12 protein-coding genes and 1 tRNA gene are annotated in these 14,758 nt (G+C 52.1%); 12 read left to right on the top strand and 1 reads right to left on the bottom strand.

From position 1 onward, the window contains the following. Position 1: 1 nt before the first annotated feature. The 10 genes from EP073_RS10285 (at position 2) to EP073_RS10240 (ending at position 12,146) form a co-directional block, all read left to right on the top strand. A complete protein-coding gene (locus EP073_RS10285; RefSeq protein ID WP_128467063.1) occupies positions 2–1,108 on the top strand; it encodes a microcin C ABC transporter permease YejB in 1,107 nt (368 codons plus the stop codon). Between the two features lie 2 nt (positions 1,109–1,110). Continuing rightward, complete coding sequence (locus EP073_RS10280) at positions 1,111–2,142, top strand: ABC transporter permease (RefSeq protein WP_128467062.1); 1,032 nt, start codon at positions 1,111–1,113, stop codon at positions 2,140–2,142. Next, positions 2,139–3,722 (top strand): ABC transporter ATP-binding protein, encoded by a 1,584-nt coding sequence (locus tag EP073_RS10275; RefSeq protein ID WP_128467061.1) that lies wholly within the window; start codon positions 2,139–2,141, stop codon positions 3,720–3,722. Before EP073_RS10280 ends, EP073_RS10275 begins: the two co-directional genes overlap by 4 nt. Positions 3,723–3,901: 179 nt before the next feature. Further along, on the top strand, positions 3,902–4,324 hold the full coding sequence (locus EP073_RS10270) for a hypothetical protein (RefSeq protein WP_128467060.1): 423 nt from the start codon (positions 3,902–3,904) through the stop codon (positions 4,322–4,324). Next, positions 4,321–7,902 carry a nitrate reductase subunit alpha gene (locus tag EP073_RS10265; RefSeq protein WP_128467059.1) on the top strand — a complete coding sequence of 1,194 codons (3,582 nt, stop codon included), beginning with the start codon at positions 4,321–4,323 and terminating at the stop codon, positions 7,900–7,902. The genes EP073_RS10270 and EP073_RS10265 overlap by 4 nt, the downstream gene beginning before the upstream one ends. Positions 7,903–7,904: 2 nt before the next feature. After that, positions 7,905–9,329, top strand: a complete 1,425-nt coding sequence (narH, locus tag EP073_RS10260) for a nitrate reductase subunit beta (protein ID WP_128467058.1) — start codon at positions 7,905–7,907, stop codon at positions 9,327–9,329. Then, on the top strand, positions 9,310–9,837 hold the full coding sequence (locus tag EP073_RS10255) for a nitrate reductase molybdenum cofactor assembly chaperone (protein WP_128467057.1): 528 nt from the start codon (positions 9,310–9,312) through the stop codon (positions 9,835–9,837). Before narH ends, EP073_RS10255 begins: the two co-directional genes overlap by 20 nt. Continuing rightward, positions 9,815–10,486, top strand: coding sequence for a respiratory nitrate reductase subunit gamma (locus EP073_RS10250; RefSeq protein WP_164885337.1), 672 nt, complete (start codon positions 9,815–9,817; stop codon positions 10,484–10,486). Before EP073_RS10255 ends, EP073_RS10250 begins: the two co-directional genes overlap by 23 nt. Continuing rightward, positions 10,483–11,784 (top strand): MFS transporter, encoded by a 1,302-nt coding sequence (locus tag EP073_RS10245; RefSeq protein WP_128467055.1) that lies wholly within the window; start codon positions 10,483–10,485, stop codon positions 11,782–11,784. The genes EP073_RS10250 and EP073_RS10245 overlap by 4 nt, the downstream gene beginning before the upstream one ends. Further along, on the top strand, positions 11,784–12,146 hold the full coding sequence (locus EP073_RS10240; RefSeq protein WP_128467054.1) for a PAS domain S-box protein: 363 nt from the start codon (positions 11,784–11,786) through the stop codon (positions 12,144–12,146). Before EP073_RS10245 ends, EP073_RS10240 begins: the two co-directional genes overlap by 1 nt. Before the next feature lie 37 nt (positions 12,147–12,183). On the opposite strand, the gene EP073_RS10235 is transcribed toward EP073_RS10240, so the two are convergent. Next, a tRNA-Arg gene (locus tag EP073_RS10235) sits at positions 12,184–12,257 on the bottom strand. A gap of 205 nt (positions 12,258–12,462) precedes the next feature. Here EP073_RS10235 and EP073_RS10230 point away from each other — a divergent pair. Then, complete coding sequence (locus tag EP073_RS10230) at positions 12,463–13,251, top strand: ParA family protein (RefSeq protein ID WP_128467053.1); 789 nt, start codon at positions 12,463–12,465, stop codon at positions 13,249–13,251. Further along, on the top strand, positions 13,248–14,747 hold the full coding sequence (locus EP073_RS10225) for an Hsp70 family protein (RefSeq protein ID WP_128467052.1): 1,500 nt from the start codon (positions 13,248–13,250) through the stop codon (positions 14,745–14,747). Before EP073_RS10230 ends, EP073_RS10225 begins: the two co-directional genes overlap by 4 nt. Positions 14,748–14,758 lie beyond the last annotated feature (11 nt).

Genomic DNA, 14,758 nt, shown 5'->3' with positions numbered 1-14,758 from the left:
GATGCTTCCGTATATTCTGAAGAGACTGGTTCTCGTGATCCCCACTCTGCTGGGGATCGTCACCATAAATTTTTTCCTTGTGCAGATGGCTCCGGGCGGACCGATGGAGACCATGATAGCCCGCATGACCGGAGAAGAGGTCACTGCGGAGCAGCGCGCTCTGCGGCAGGAGGATGACGGCGGTTCCGGCGGAGGCGGACTCAGTGAGGATGCTTCCCCTGCGGAGATGTTCAGGGGCGGCGGCATATCGCCGGAGCTCATTGAGGAGCTTAAAAAGCTCTACGGCTTCGACAAGCCCATACATGAGCGCTATCTGCTGATGCTGAAAAACTTCGCAATGCTAGATTTCGGTGACAGCTTCTTCCGTGACAAAAGCGTCATTGAGCTGATTAAGGAAAAGCTCCCCGTTTCCATCTCCTTGGGGGTCTGGACAACGATCCTCGTATATCTCATAAGCATACCCTTGGGCATCGGAAAGGCTGTCCGCCACGGCAGCAGGTTTGATGTGTGGAGCTCGTTTTTCGTTATAATGGGGAGTGCGATCCCTGTTTTTCTGTTTGCGGTGCTGCTGATCATCTTCTTTGCAGGGGGCAACTACTTTGCGTGGTTCCCGCTGAGAGGGCTTGTGTCCGACGGGTTCGCGGGCATGAGCCTGTGGGAAAAGGTTCTTGATTATCTGTGGCATATGTGTCTTCCCGTTGTTTCCATGCTGATAGGCGGGTTTGCATCCCTTACCATGCTGACAAAAAACTCGTTTCTGGATGAGATAAATAAGCAGTACGTCACAACTGCCAGAGCAAAGGGTATAACGGAAAAGCGCATACTTTACGGGCATGTGTTCCGCAACTCAATGCTTATAGTCATATCCGGCTTTCCCGCAGCTTTCATATCAATGCTCTTTACAGGCTCTCTGCTCATTGAGGTTATCTTCTCACTGGACGGACTAGGGCTGATGGGGTTTGAGGCGGCGATGAGCAGGGACTATCCGGTGATGTTTTCAACGCTTTACATATTCACTCTCATGGGGCTTGTTCTCGGTATAATCAGCGACATAACTTACACTCTGGTTGACCCGCGCATCTCCTTCAAAGCTGCGGAAAGAGGGTAGGGATGAAAATTTCACCACTGACCCGAAGAAGGCTGAAACGCTTCCGTGAGAACAGGCGGGCTTGGTATTCCCTTCTTATATTCACGGCGCTGTTTGCGCTGAGCTTATGCGCTGAGATAATCGCCAATGACAAGCCCCTTGTCATGTCCTATGACGGCAGACTGTATTTCCCCGTTCTGTTCACATATACTGAGAGCGAGTTCGGCGGATTTTTCGATACCGAGGCGGACTACAAGGATCCGTTCATGCTGGACTCCATAGAGGAGAAGGGCTGGGCTGTCTGGACTCCGGTACGCTACAGCTACGACACCATAAACTATGAAACGGACACGCCGCCGCCCACGCCGCCGTCCCTTGCCAATCCGCTCGGACTTGATGATCAGGGCAGGGATGTTTTCGCGAGGCTGCTTTACGGGTTCAGGCTTTCTGTGCTGTTCGGCTTCATGCTCACCCTTGTCACATCGGTGATAGGCGTTTCAGTCGGCGCGTTGCAGGGCTATTACGGAGGCAGGGCTGACTTATGGGGGCAGAGGTTCATGGAGATATGGTCGGGTATCCCTATGCTGTATCTGCTGATTATAGCAAGCAGCATGATCCGTCCGGGTTTCTGGTGGCTTCTGCTTATTATGGCGGTATTCGGCTGGATGGGGCTGGTGGGTGTTGTGCGGGCGGAGTTTCTCAAGGGGCGGGGGCTTGAGTATGTTCAGGCGGCACGTGTTCTCGGTGTGAGTGATTCTGTGATAATGTTCCGCCACATACTGCCCAACGCACTGGTTGCGGCTATGACATTTCTGCCGTTTATACTCAGCGGTTCGATAGGCGTTCTTACCTCGCTGGACTTTCTCGGTTTCGGCATGCCCCCCGGTTCCCCCTCAATCGGCGAGCTTCTGGCGGCGGGCAAGTCAAATCTTCATGCGCCGTGGCTGGGTGTTTCGGCGTTTGTAACGGTTTCACTTATGCTCAGTCTGCTGGTTTTTATAGGCGAAGGGATGAGAGACGCACTCGATCCCCGATATACAGGTAACAGAAAATGACGGAAAAGCTCCTTGAAATAAAGAACCTTAAAATAACCTTCGATACGGAGGCAGGCAGAGTTGAGGCAGTGAGAGATTTCTCTTTTGACGTCCGTCAGGGCGAGACTCTGGCGGTGGTGGGTGAATCAGGCTCAGGGAAATCGGTCTGCGCTCACAGCATAACGGGACTGATGAGGCATGCCGGAGCTGTAGTTGAGGGCGGAAGCATAAGCTTCTGCGGACTTGAGCTGACTTCTGCTGATGAAAACACCCTGCGCAGGATCAGGGGCGGGGAGATCGGCTATATTTTTCAGGAGCCGATGGCTTCCCTCAACCCGCTGCACAATATAGAAAAACAGATAACAGAACGCCTCACGGCAGTGGAGAGAATGAGCGGAACGAATGCCTCCGCCCGTGCTCTGGAACTTCTGCGTCTGGTAGGTATCAAAAATCCGGAAAAGCGTCTGGGTGATTTCCCCCACTGCTTCTCCGGCGGGGAACGCCAGAGGATAATGATAGCCGCTGCCCTTGCCTCCAGCCCGAAGCTGCTGATAGCGGACGAACCCACTACGGCGCTTGATGTCACTGTGCAGAAACAGATTCTGGATCTTCTGGCTGAGCTTAAGGCTAAGCTCAATATGTCTGTTCTTCTGATTACCCATGATCTTGGTGTGGTGAGAGCATACGCCGACAGAGTCGTCGTGGTGAAGGACGGGCTTGTGATGGAAGAGGGGCACACTGAGAAGATTTTCAGCAGTCCCGAGCACTTGTACACGGCGGAGCTGGTGGGCAGAGGGCATGTCAGGATTCAGGAACCGCCTGAGGGCGGGGATGTTGTTCTGAGCGCTTCGGATCTGTCTGTAACTTACAACGGACGGGCGAAATTCGGCAAAAAAAATGATATTAAAGCGGTTAAGTCCGTCTCCTTTGAGGTGAGAGAAGGGCACAGTCTCGGAATAGTCGGTGAATCCGGTTCCGGCAAGACTTCGGTGATGAAGGCGATCCTCCGTCTCATACCCTCTGAAGGCAGTGTGATGTTCATGGATGAGGAGTTTTCATCCCTCATGCCGGAAAAGCTGAGGAGCAGAAGACGGCATATTCAGGCTGTGTTTCAGGATCCGTTCGGCAGTCTCAATCCTAGAATGACCGTGGAGATGATAGTTGCCGAAGGGCTGGCTGCTCACGGAGAGAAGGACAAGGGCAAAATTGAGCTTGCCGCCCGAAAAGCCCTTGAGGATGTGGGACTTCCTTTTGACGTGATGAACCGCTACCCCCACGAATTTTCCGGTGGTCAGCGCCAGAGGATAGCAATAGCAAGAGCCATCATCCTCCGCCCGAAGCTTGTGATATTCGATGAACCCACATCATCCCTAGATCGGAGTGTTCAGTTTCAGGTTACGGAGCTTCTCGCAGGTTTGCAGAAAACCTATAATATGTCATACATTTTCATCAGCCATGATCTGCATCTTGTCCGTTCGCTTTGTCACGAAGTGATTGTGATGAAGGACGGCGAAAAGGTGGAGGAAGGCACCACCGAGACTGTACTGTCATCCCCTGAGAGCGGTTACACAAAGTCGCTGATTGGAGCCGCCTTCATATAAACAGACGACAATTTTTATTAATAACAATGTTTTATTTTCTTTACAAGCTTTACACACCATGAATATATTGATTTTAAAGGATAAAAATCCGTCCCTTTCTGAAAATTGATCTTAATCAATTTATTCCTACTGATCTCATATATTATTTCTTTAGAACGTAATTCTAAAGGTGTGATTGTATGAAAAACGCGATTATTTTTCTCTTTGCCGCACTCGCTGCGGTTTTTACGGCGTTTTCCCCTTCTCCTGCGCTGGCAGGAATTCTCACGGAATCATCAGGCAGGTCTCCTGCATGTATCTCCTGTCATTCTGTCTCCGTTATGGGACTTGAGGGAGGTTATCTCGCATCGGACATAAGCGGATTCATTGATGATTTCGGAGCTGAAGGAGCGGCTGATTTCCTGAAAAATATCCCTATTGAGGTGATGGCGGCGGCATATGCGGCAGACCCTCTCACAGATACGGATATTGAAGGATTGATCGATGATTTCGGAAGCGGAAAGGCATTTCAGATTAATCATATTGCAGCGGGAGCAGTTCTGGCTGTTTTGCTTGCGCTGCTTTTGCGGCTTGTGTTCCGCCGGAGAGGAGGCAGGGAATGACAGTGAAAAAATCAGACCATATGAAGGATATACATAAACCCGCCGAACGTGTCGGTGAGGATTTTTACCGTGTGCGCAACTCCTATGACAAGGTAGTGCGAAGCACCCACGGCGTGAACTGCACGGGAAGCTGCAGCTGGAACATATACGTTAAAAACGGCATTGTCACCAATGAGCTTCAGGCAGTGGACTACCCGCAGATAGATCATGACATACCCAACTATGAGCCCCGAGGCTGTGCAAGAGGCGCTTCTTTTTCTTGGTATCTCTACAGCCCCCTGAGGGTGAAGTATCCCTATGTGCGGGGCAGGCTCCTTGACCTGTGGACTGAAGCGAAAAAGCGCTTCGCAGACCCCGTTGCTGCGTGGGAATCCATAATGACGGATGAGTCGGCAAGAAAATCCTTCCAGCAGGCAAGAGGAAAGGGCGGACTGAGGCGTACGGACTGGGACACTGCGCTTGATATTATTGCCGCGTCAAGTGTTTACACCGTAAAGAAATACGGACCGGACAGAATAACAGGCTTCTCCCCCATACCCGCCATGTCTCAGGTGAGCTACGCTGCGGGAGCAAGGTTTCTCCAGCTCATAGGCGGCTCATGTCTGAGCTTTTACGACTGGTACTGCGACCTTCCCGCCGCCTCTCCGCAGATCTGGGGCGAGCAGACGGATGTGTGCGAAAGCGCCGACTGGTACAACTCCATGTACACTGTGCTCATGGGTTCCAATGTCAGCATGACGAGAACACCCGATGCTCATTTCCTTGCGGAATCAAGATACAAGGGAACAAAGGTTGTGGTGCTTTCGCCGGACTACAGTCAGGCGGTGAAGCACGCGGATCTGTGGGTTCCTCTGAAAAAAGGGCAGGACGCCGCCTTCTGGCTTGCGGTCAACAATGTAATAATAAACGAGTTTTACAATAAAAAAGATACTCCGTATTTCAGGGAATACGTAAAGAAATATACGGATCTCCCCTTCCTTGTGAAGCTTGAAGCTTCAAAGGACGGCTTCAGGGCGGGCAGGTATCTCCGCGCGTCGGATATTGACGCACTCGCCGGAGAGGAAAACGCCGCATGGAAGATGCTCCTCATGGACGAGACCACAGGCTCGCTCTATTCCCCTAAAGGAACCATAGGCTACAGATGGGCAAAGGAGAAGGGGAAGTGGAATCTTGAAGACACAGACGGCATAGAGGGCTTGGAACGGATACCGATGCTCTCTTTGAGTGATGAAGAAGTGATCCTCAGCACGGACGGTTACGACGCCGGCGGCGGATACGCTCCGGTCAAAAGGAAAGCCGGAGCGAAGAGGATAAAAACCGTTCAGGGTGATGTGTATGTAGCCACTGTTTTTGACATACTCAAGGCTAACCTCGGCGCAGGGGCGGACTATTACGAAAACTCACCTTATACACCCGCATGGCAGCAGCAGTTTACGGGCATAGAGCCGGAGACGGTAATAAAAGTCGCCCGTGAGTTCGCCGAAAATGCCGAGAAGACGGGCGGACGCTCCATGATCATTATAGGCGCGGGCGTAAACCAATGGTATCACTCAGACCTTTCGTACAGGGCGGCGATAATGGCGCTCATGCTCACAGGCTCTGTCGGTGTAAACGGCGGCGGGCTGGCTCACTATGTCGGTCAGGAGAAGGTGGCGATGCTCTCCTCATGGTCTGCTCTCGCCATGGCGGGGGACTGGTGCAAGCCTCCGAGGCTCCAGAACGCTCCCTCCTTTTGGTATATTCATTCGGATCAGTTCAGGTATGAGGGCTCGGTATTCGACTACTTCGCAGTGCCCGATAAAGAGAAATTCAAAGAGCAGCATTCTGCGGACTTCAACGCCAAGGCTGTCCGGCTGGGCTGGCTGCCTTTTTATCCGCAGTTCTGCGGAAGCTCCATAGACGCCGCGGAAGAGGTGCTCACAGAGGCTGACGGAGACAAGGCTAAGGCTATGAAGATAACCGCCTCCAAGCTGAAAAAAGGGGAGATGAAGTTCGCCGCGGAAGATCCGGACAACCCGAAAAACTTCCCCCGTGTGTGGTACATATGGCGGGGAAACGCCATATCCTCCAGCGCAAAAGGGCATGAGTACTTCCTTAAACATATTCTCGGCACGGATCACTCCGTCCATGCGGAGGAAACAGGTTTCGGGTTTGAAAATATAAAAGACGCAAAAGGCGCCGAGGGCAAGGTGGATCTCGTAGTGGATCTCAATTTCCGCATGGATACCTCTGCCGTTTATTCGGATATAATTCTCCCCGCCGCCACTTGGTATGAGAAGAATGACCTCAACACCAGCGATATGCACACGTTCGTGCACCCGCTGACGGAGGCTGTTCCACCCCTCTGGGAATCCGCGGGGGACTGGGAGATCTTCCGCCGCATAGCCGAAAAGTTTTCCGAAACGGCATCGGCGCATTTCCCGAAGCCCGTTTACGACCTTGTGGCGACTCCCCTTGCCCACGATTCGCCGGACGAGATAGCTCAGGAAAATGTAACCGACTGGAAATACGGACACGAAGACCCCGTACCCGGCAAAACAATGCCGAAGCTGACCTTTGTGGAGCGTGACTACGGGAAGATACACGAAAAATACATAACCCTCGGCAAAAGCATAAGGGAAAACGGCATAGGCGCCCACGGCGTTAGCTGGAACAGCGGAGAGGAATATGATGACCTGAAAAAGATCAACGGTTCAAGATACATGGAAGGTGAGGAGATGGCTGATGTCTCAACGGCTCTGAAAGCCTCCTCGGCTATTCTGCGTCTTGCGCCGGAGGGGAACGGGCAGGTGTCCCTCAAGGCGTTCAGGGATCTGGAAGCGAAAACAGGCAGACCGCTTGCGCATCTTGTGGAAGGGTATGAAGAGTATTCCGTATCGTTTGATGAAATAACCCGCCAGCCCCGCAGAATAATCAACTCCCCCTGCTGGAGCGGCAAGGTTGGCAAGGGCAGAGCCTACGCCCCTTTCACGCTGAATGTGGAAGACCTTGTACCGTGGCGAACCCTCACGGGCAGGCAGCAGTTTTATCTGGATCATGAAATGTATATTCAGGCGGGAGAAAACCTTCCGGTTTACAAACCTGAGCTGGATATGGAAATGCTGGGCGAAACGGAAGGCGGAGACGGGCTTGTGCTCAACCTCCTCACTCCTCACGGGAAATGGAACATACACAGCACATACTTTGATAACGAAAGGATGCTTACCCTCTCAAGGGGCGGTCAGTGCGTATGGCTCAGTGAGAAGGACGCTGAAAAGGCGGGTATAACCGATAACGACTGGCTGGAAATGAGCAACAAAAACGGCAATGTAGTGTGCAGGGCTGTGGTCAGCGTGCGCATACCCGAGGGGATGTGCCTGATGTATCATGCGCCGGAGCGCACCATAGACGTTCCCTTGAGTCCGTCAACGGGCAAAAGAGGCGGCGTTCACAACAGCCTCTCCCGTGTGCGGCTTAAGCCCACTCTCATGGCGGGCGGCTACGGGCAGTTCACCTACTATTTCAACTACTGGGGTCCTATCGGCGTAAACAGGGAGACCTTTGTGAAAATCAGAAAGCTTAATGAAGTGAGGTACTGATTATGGATGTCAGGGCGCAACTTTCGATGGTTCTTCATCTTGATAAATGTATAGGCTGCCACACCTGTTCCGTCACCTGCAAGAACCTGTGGACAAACAGAAAAGGCACGGAATACATGTGGTGGAACAATGTGGAGACCCGTCCGGGCACGGGGTATCCGAAAAACTGGGAGGATCAGGGAAAATTCAGGGGCGGCTGGGAGATAAAAAACGGCTCTCTGTCACTGAAAAGCGGCTCGAAATGGGGGATACTCTCACGTATTTTTCATAATCCCGATCAGCCGGTGATGAAGGATTACTACGAACCCTTCACATACGACTATGCCAACCTCACGGACGCTCCCGAAAGCGCAAACCAGCCCATAGCCAGAGCCAAATCCCGCATAACTGGCGAAAGCATGAATATTGAGGCAGGTCCCAACTGGGATGATGACCTCGGCGGCTCAAGGGAATATGCCGCCAAGGATCCGAATCTCACAGAGGAGGACAGGGTGCTCTTCGGTGAGTTTGAGAAGATCTTTATGATGTACCTTCCCCGTCTGTGCAACCACTGCCTCAATCCGGCGTGTGCGGCGGCATGTCCATCAGGCTCCATCTACAAAAGAGGAGAGGACGGCATAGTGCTGAACGATCAGGAAAAATGCCGCGCGTGGCGCTACTGCGTCAGTGCGTGCCCCTACAAGAAAATCTATTACAACTGGGACAGGGGCAAGTCGGAGAAGTGCATCTTCTGCTATCCGAAAAGTGAAAACGGCGAACCCTCCGCCTGCGCTCATTCCTGTGTCGGGCGCATCCGCTACACCGGGGTTCTGCTTTACGATTACGACAGGCTCATTCAGGTTCTGGAGGCGCCGGAGGAAACCCTTGTTGAGGCTTTGAAAAGCTGCATCCTCGATCCTTCCGATCCGGAAGTGAAAAGGCATGCGAAGAAGGCGGGCATAGAGCCGGACTGGATTCAGGCGGCTGAAAATTCGCCCGTGTATGCCTTCGTGAAGGAGTTCGGGCTTGCTCTGCCGCTCCATCCGGAGTTCAGAACATTCCCAATGGTGTTCTACGTTCCTTCGCTTTCCCCTGTTCTGCGCAAGGCGGAAACGGATATGACAATGGAAAATTTCCGTATTCCGGTTAAGTATCTGGCTTCGGTGTTCACCGCAGGCAACGAAGCAGCGGTGGAGGATACGCTGAAAAAGCTTCTGGGTATAAGGAGCTATATGCGCGGTAAGGAGCTTGCTGACAAAGAGCTTATGGAAAAGGGCATATCTCTTTCCGGCTGGAACGGGCGTGAGCTTGAGAAGGCTTACAGACTCACGTCCCTTACCAACTTCACTGGAAGGTTCGTTATACCCAAAACACGCAGAGAGAACGGCAGTTCATACGAAATGCAGGGCGCTGAGGGGTTTTTGGATCATGGAAAAAATAAACGCTGAAAAGATATTTAAGTCCTTCGCAGTGCTGACGGACTATCCGTCCGACCTGTCCGCCGTGAAAGAGCATTGCCGCAGGCTGGAATACGCAGGGCTGGCGGAGGGTTGTTTTGCTCTCCTGCCGTCCGACACGGGCGCGTTTCAGGAGGAATACACAAGGCTTTTCGATTTCGGGAAGGACACAGCGCCGTATGCCGCATTCCATATGTTTAAGGATGAGCGGACAAGAGCCTCCTTCATGGCGGAGCTGGCGGGACAATATGCCGCGTCGGGGTTCAGCCGTAAAGCGGGTGAACTGCCGGACTATATCCCTTTCGTTCTGGATTTCATAAGCATCAAAGGTGCCGGGGAGTGCGCCGGACTGACGGAAGCACTTTCTCAGGCAGCAGGGCGGATCGCTGCTGCGCCGTCACTCGGACACAGCGGCTACGGACTGATTTACAGTTCATTAAAAATCTTTGCAGATGAATGCCTTAAAGGAGGAACAGATGAACTGGAACACTCTTTTTAATATATTTCCGTACGCTGTGCTGGCTGTTGCCGTTTTCGGAACGGTTTCTGTCTACCGCAGCCGCCGTTACGGAATAAGCGCCCGCTCCGGCGGGTTTCTGGAAAACAGAAAGCTGTGGGGCTCCGTGCCGTGGCATTACGGAATAATAACCGTCCTCGCGGGGCATGTGATCGGCGTCGTAGCGCCGTCTTTTGTGTTGTCGCTCACAGGTAATCTTACGGTGCTCGCCGCTCTTGAAACCCTCGCTTTCTCGGGGGGGCTTCTCTGCCTGTTCGGGCTTGGGGCGCTTGCTGTGAGGAAGCTTTCGGACAGATATGCCCTCTCACAGACACGGACAGGAGACTGGCTGGTGCTTATCCTCCTTGTTTTTCAGGTGCTTACGGGGCTTTATATCTCTGCTTTTCATAAGTGGGGCATCAACTGGTACGCCTCGAATGCCTCGGTCTATGTGCTGTCGGTGCTGAAACTCAGTCCGCAGGGGGATGTTATAACCGCTCTCCCCATTGCCGTGAGGCTTCATGTTCTTAATATGTTCCTGATTATTGCGGCTCTGCCGTTCACAAGGCTGATCCATGTTTTTGCCGTGCCGCTTAAATATCCTTTCCGCCCGCACATTATTTTCAGATGGAACACCAAGGAGGATTTATGAATTTCACTGCCAAAGGCTCGCCCCTCAAAGGGCTCACCGGAGCCACTCTGGGCTTTTTCTTCGGGTTCGCGGCGGTTGCCCTCTTCGGTCCCACTGCGAAAAAGCTTCAGGTAATAATGGGTATAAGCCCTGCGCAGGTGGGTCTGCTGGTGGCGATACCGGCGCTTTCAGGCTCGCTTCTTCGCATACCCTTTTCCGCATGGGTAGACAAGGACGGCGGGCGGAAGCCTTTTCTTATCCTCCTTCTGCTGGCACTGGCGGGGATGACGGGGCTTTCAGCGCTTTTTCTCACCAGATACCCTGATAATATGACGGCGGAGCTTTATCCGCTTATCCTTTTCTTCGGTTTTCTCAGCGGCTGCGGCATCGCAACTTTTTCGGTGGGCATAAGTCAGGTAGCGTACTGGTTCCCTCAGAAAAAGCAGGGCTGGGCGCTGGGAACCTTCGGCGGGCTGGGGAACCTTGCCCCGGGCGTGTTTTCATTCCTTCTGCCCCTTGCTCTGTCGGTTATGTCGCTGCCTGCGGCTTATGTGGTGTGGAGCGTTATTCTGCTCACGGGTGTATGCGTCTACTGGTTTACGGCGTTCAACGCACCGTATTTTCAGGCGCTTTCTCAGGGAGCCTCCAAGGATGAGGCGAAGAAATCCGCCGCCGACCTCTATTCGGAAGCCTCGCGGAAGCAGGAACTTTTCCCTTCCGGCGGAGTTGTTTATACTCTCGTTAAGTCGGCGTCCAATCCTTATACATGGATTCTCGTTCTGCTTTATTTTGTTACCTTCGGCGGGTTTATCGCCCTCACTGCGTGGTTTCCCACATTCTGGCAGTCGCTTTACGGTTTTTCAGTGACCGCCGCGGGTTTTCTCACTGCGTTTTATGCCGTGCTCACCTCGCTTTTCCGTGTGCCGGGCGGCAGCTTTGCGGATAAAATAGGGGGAGCGGCGGCATCGCTCATTTCTGTGGCTGTTCTTGGCGCAGGTTCGCTTATTATCGTGTTCACGGGGAATTTTGCGCTGACCGTTTTCGGTATAATGCTCATGGCGGCGGGCATGGGAGTGAACAACGCGGCTGTATTCAAGCTTGTTCCCAAATACATCCCCGAAGCCATAGGCGGAGCGGCGGGCTGGGTAGGGGGACTGGGGGCGTTCGGCGGATTTGTGCTGCCCCCTGTTCTGGCTTCGTATGTGGGTAAAAACGGAGACGCTGGCTACAGGCAGGGTTTCATTGTTTATGCGCTGATGGCTGCTCTTGCCGTGCTGCTGATACTGTATCTTAAAAAAACAGAGAAGAGAGGCGGCTGATGAAGGACATCATTTTTCAGATGGCGGAAAAGACGGATGACGGAATAATGTATGTAACGGCGGACGGAAGAATAGCTTACTGGAACAATGGCTGCGAAAGGATTTTCGGTTTCACGGCGGCTGAGGCGGCGGGAGCCAACCTTGACCTGATAATTCCCGAAAAGCACAGGAACAGGCACTGGGAAGGTTTCAATAAGGTGCTTGAAACCGGACGGACGGCTTATTCCGGCAGGATGCTCAAGGTGCCTGCCATACGGAAGGACGGAGCGAAGCTTATCATAGAGTTCAGCATGCAGCTGATCGAACAGGACGGGAAAAACGCTGGCTTTACGGCAATTATAAGAGATGTGACATTAAGATAAGAAAAAAGCGGGCGGCATAAGCCGTCCGCTTTTTAAATGCCCTCGACATGACTCGAACATGTGGCCTATTGATTAGGAATCAATCGCTCTATCCTCCTGAGCTACGAGGGCGTGAAGGAACTTCTTATAACATGGCAAAATCATTGTCAAGAAATAATCATGTATCGGTGCTTTTTTGCAGTTTTATTAAGGAAACCATAGCTTATGGTGATAAAGTGAGGCTAAACTCACATCATAAACTATGTCTTCTTTTTCAGAGGCTTAGGGTATACTTATCTTGCGTACAACACCATCGGCATGCTATTATTCAGACATTATGGGAGAAATAATCACTTTCGCGAATAAAAAAGGCGGGAGCGGCAAAACATCCGCCGTTCTCAATATAGGCGCGGCGGCAGGAAGCAGGGGGAAGAGGATTCTCCTGATAGATCTTGACCCTCAGGCGCATCTGTCCTACTGGTCCGGCGTGAACACCTACGATACCTACCCGAATATCTACGGTGCGGTGCTGGGTGATTATCCCGTTTCCGAGGCGCTGTTTAAGCCCGCTCACGGGCTGTATGACATTATCCCTGCCTCCACCGGCTTCTCACACCACGATTTGCGCAAACTCCTTGACGGATCGAATGTTGAGGCGAAGCTGACCAAATGCCTTTTCAATATCAGAGACAAATACGACTACATACTCATAGACACTCCGCCCACTGTGGCAGTGCTGACGCTGAACGCTCTTGTGGCTTCCAGATTCGTGCTTATCCCCGTTCTTTTAAACTTTCTCGCTATTGAGGGGCTGGCGCAGCTTGCCCAGAATATTTACCGCATAAACATGGCGCACAATCCTGACCTGCGGATTGCGGGCATCATCCCCAATCAGCACGACATAAGAAGCAACCACGCGAAGAAGGTTATGAAGGAGCTTTATGAAAACTTCGGAGAGGACATGGTGACCCCGAGAATCAGAAGCGATGTCAAAATAGCCGAGGCGCCGGAGGCTAGGCTTCCCATAAATCTTTACGCCCCGACCAGCAGAGGAGCTATGGATTTCAGCATTCTGACCGATTACATCCTCAGCAAAGTTGAGGAAGAGGCGGGAGTGAAGAAATGAAGCGCTGCGTGGGAATAGATTTCGGAACCAGCAATTCCATGATAGCCGTTTACAGAGACGGCGGAACCATAGACATAATAAGCTCCGAAAGCGGCAAGAGATACCTGCCGTCCGTGATATACTTTAAGAACGGAAATGAGGCTGTGATAGGCGATAACGCAAAGAGCATGCAGCTTCTGGAATCAGAACACACGATTGCCAATATCAAGAGATATATGGGAACAGACATTCTGTTTCCGCTGTACGGCAGGGAATACAGGGCGGAGGAGCTTGCTTCGCTGATTTTCCGCAAGCTTAAAAAAAGTTTTGAGGATTATTCCGGTGAGAAAGAGGCGGACGCGGTAGTCACAGTCCCCGCTTATTTTGACCATTACCAGCGTGAGGCTGTCCGGTCTGCCGCGGAGAATGCGGGATTCAGGGTTCTGCGTCTCCTGAACGAGCCCACATCGGCGGCTCTCTTCTACAATAACATAGGTAAAAACACCGGCGATGTGTGCATGGTGTTCGACCTCGGCGGCGGCACGCTGGACATAAGCCTGATAGAGATGAAGGCGGACTGCTGCAAAGTGCTGTTCACAGGCGGCTCCACCGAGATAGGCGGAGTGGATTTTGACGTGGCGGTGGCGGAATATTTCATAGAAAACTTCCGCCGTCAGCACGGCATAGACCTTAAAAGCGACCCCATAGCCTATCAGCAGCTTCTGTTTCAGGCGGAAAAGGCGAAGATGGAGCTTTCCTCGCTGAATGAGGTTAATCTGGTTGTGCCTTATATCACTGTCACCAAAAAAGGGGCTCTGCATTTCAAGGAAACAATTACCAGAGAAACATTTGACAAAATTACAGCGCCCCTCACGAAGGGAATAAAAAACATAATCGACAGTCTGCTTGAGTCAGGCGGGCTGAATATTGAAGACATAGCGAAGGTTCTTCCCGTGGGCGGAGCGTCCCGCATACACAGCGTGCGCAGGCTTATCTCCGACATTTTCGGAGACAGGGTCAGAAAAGACATGAACCCTGAAGAGGCTGTGGTCAGCGGAGCCGCCGTTAACGCCGCTATGCTCTCAGGGCTCATCAGCGACAAGGTTTTTTATGATGTCACCTCCCACAACTTGGGTGTGGAGGACGACAACGGAAATTTTGAAGTGATATTAAGGAAAAATGAGATTTACCCTGTGGAGTTCAGCATGGTGTTCACCACTCCTGAAATGGACAGGAAAAAAATTACTGTTCATGTCTTGCAGGATATGGCAAAATCTTCTCTGAACACAGGGGATTCCGTCGCAGAGAACCCCTGGCATTTCGTCAGTCTGGGCAGGTTTTCCGTTGAACTGGACGGGGCGGACGGCGGCGAGCCGTTAATTGATATTTCATTCATGATAGACGAAAGCGGAATCATCAGCGTTAAAGCGAAGGACATCCGCACTGACAAAGATACTGACTTCACACTCAGGCTTAAAATTGAAAACGAGATTTTGAATACACTGGAAATATTCTGAGATTATTCGGA

This window comes from Geovibrio thiophilus (genome assembly GCF_004087915.1).
GTDB classification, from domain to species: Bacteria; Chrysiogenota; Deferribacteres; order Deferribacterales; family Geovibrionaceae; genus Geovibrio; species Geovibrio thiophilus.
The sequence above is the reverse complement of the archived record's forward strand: the minus strand, read 5'-3'. Positions and strand labels throughout refer to the sequence as shown.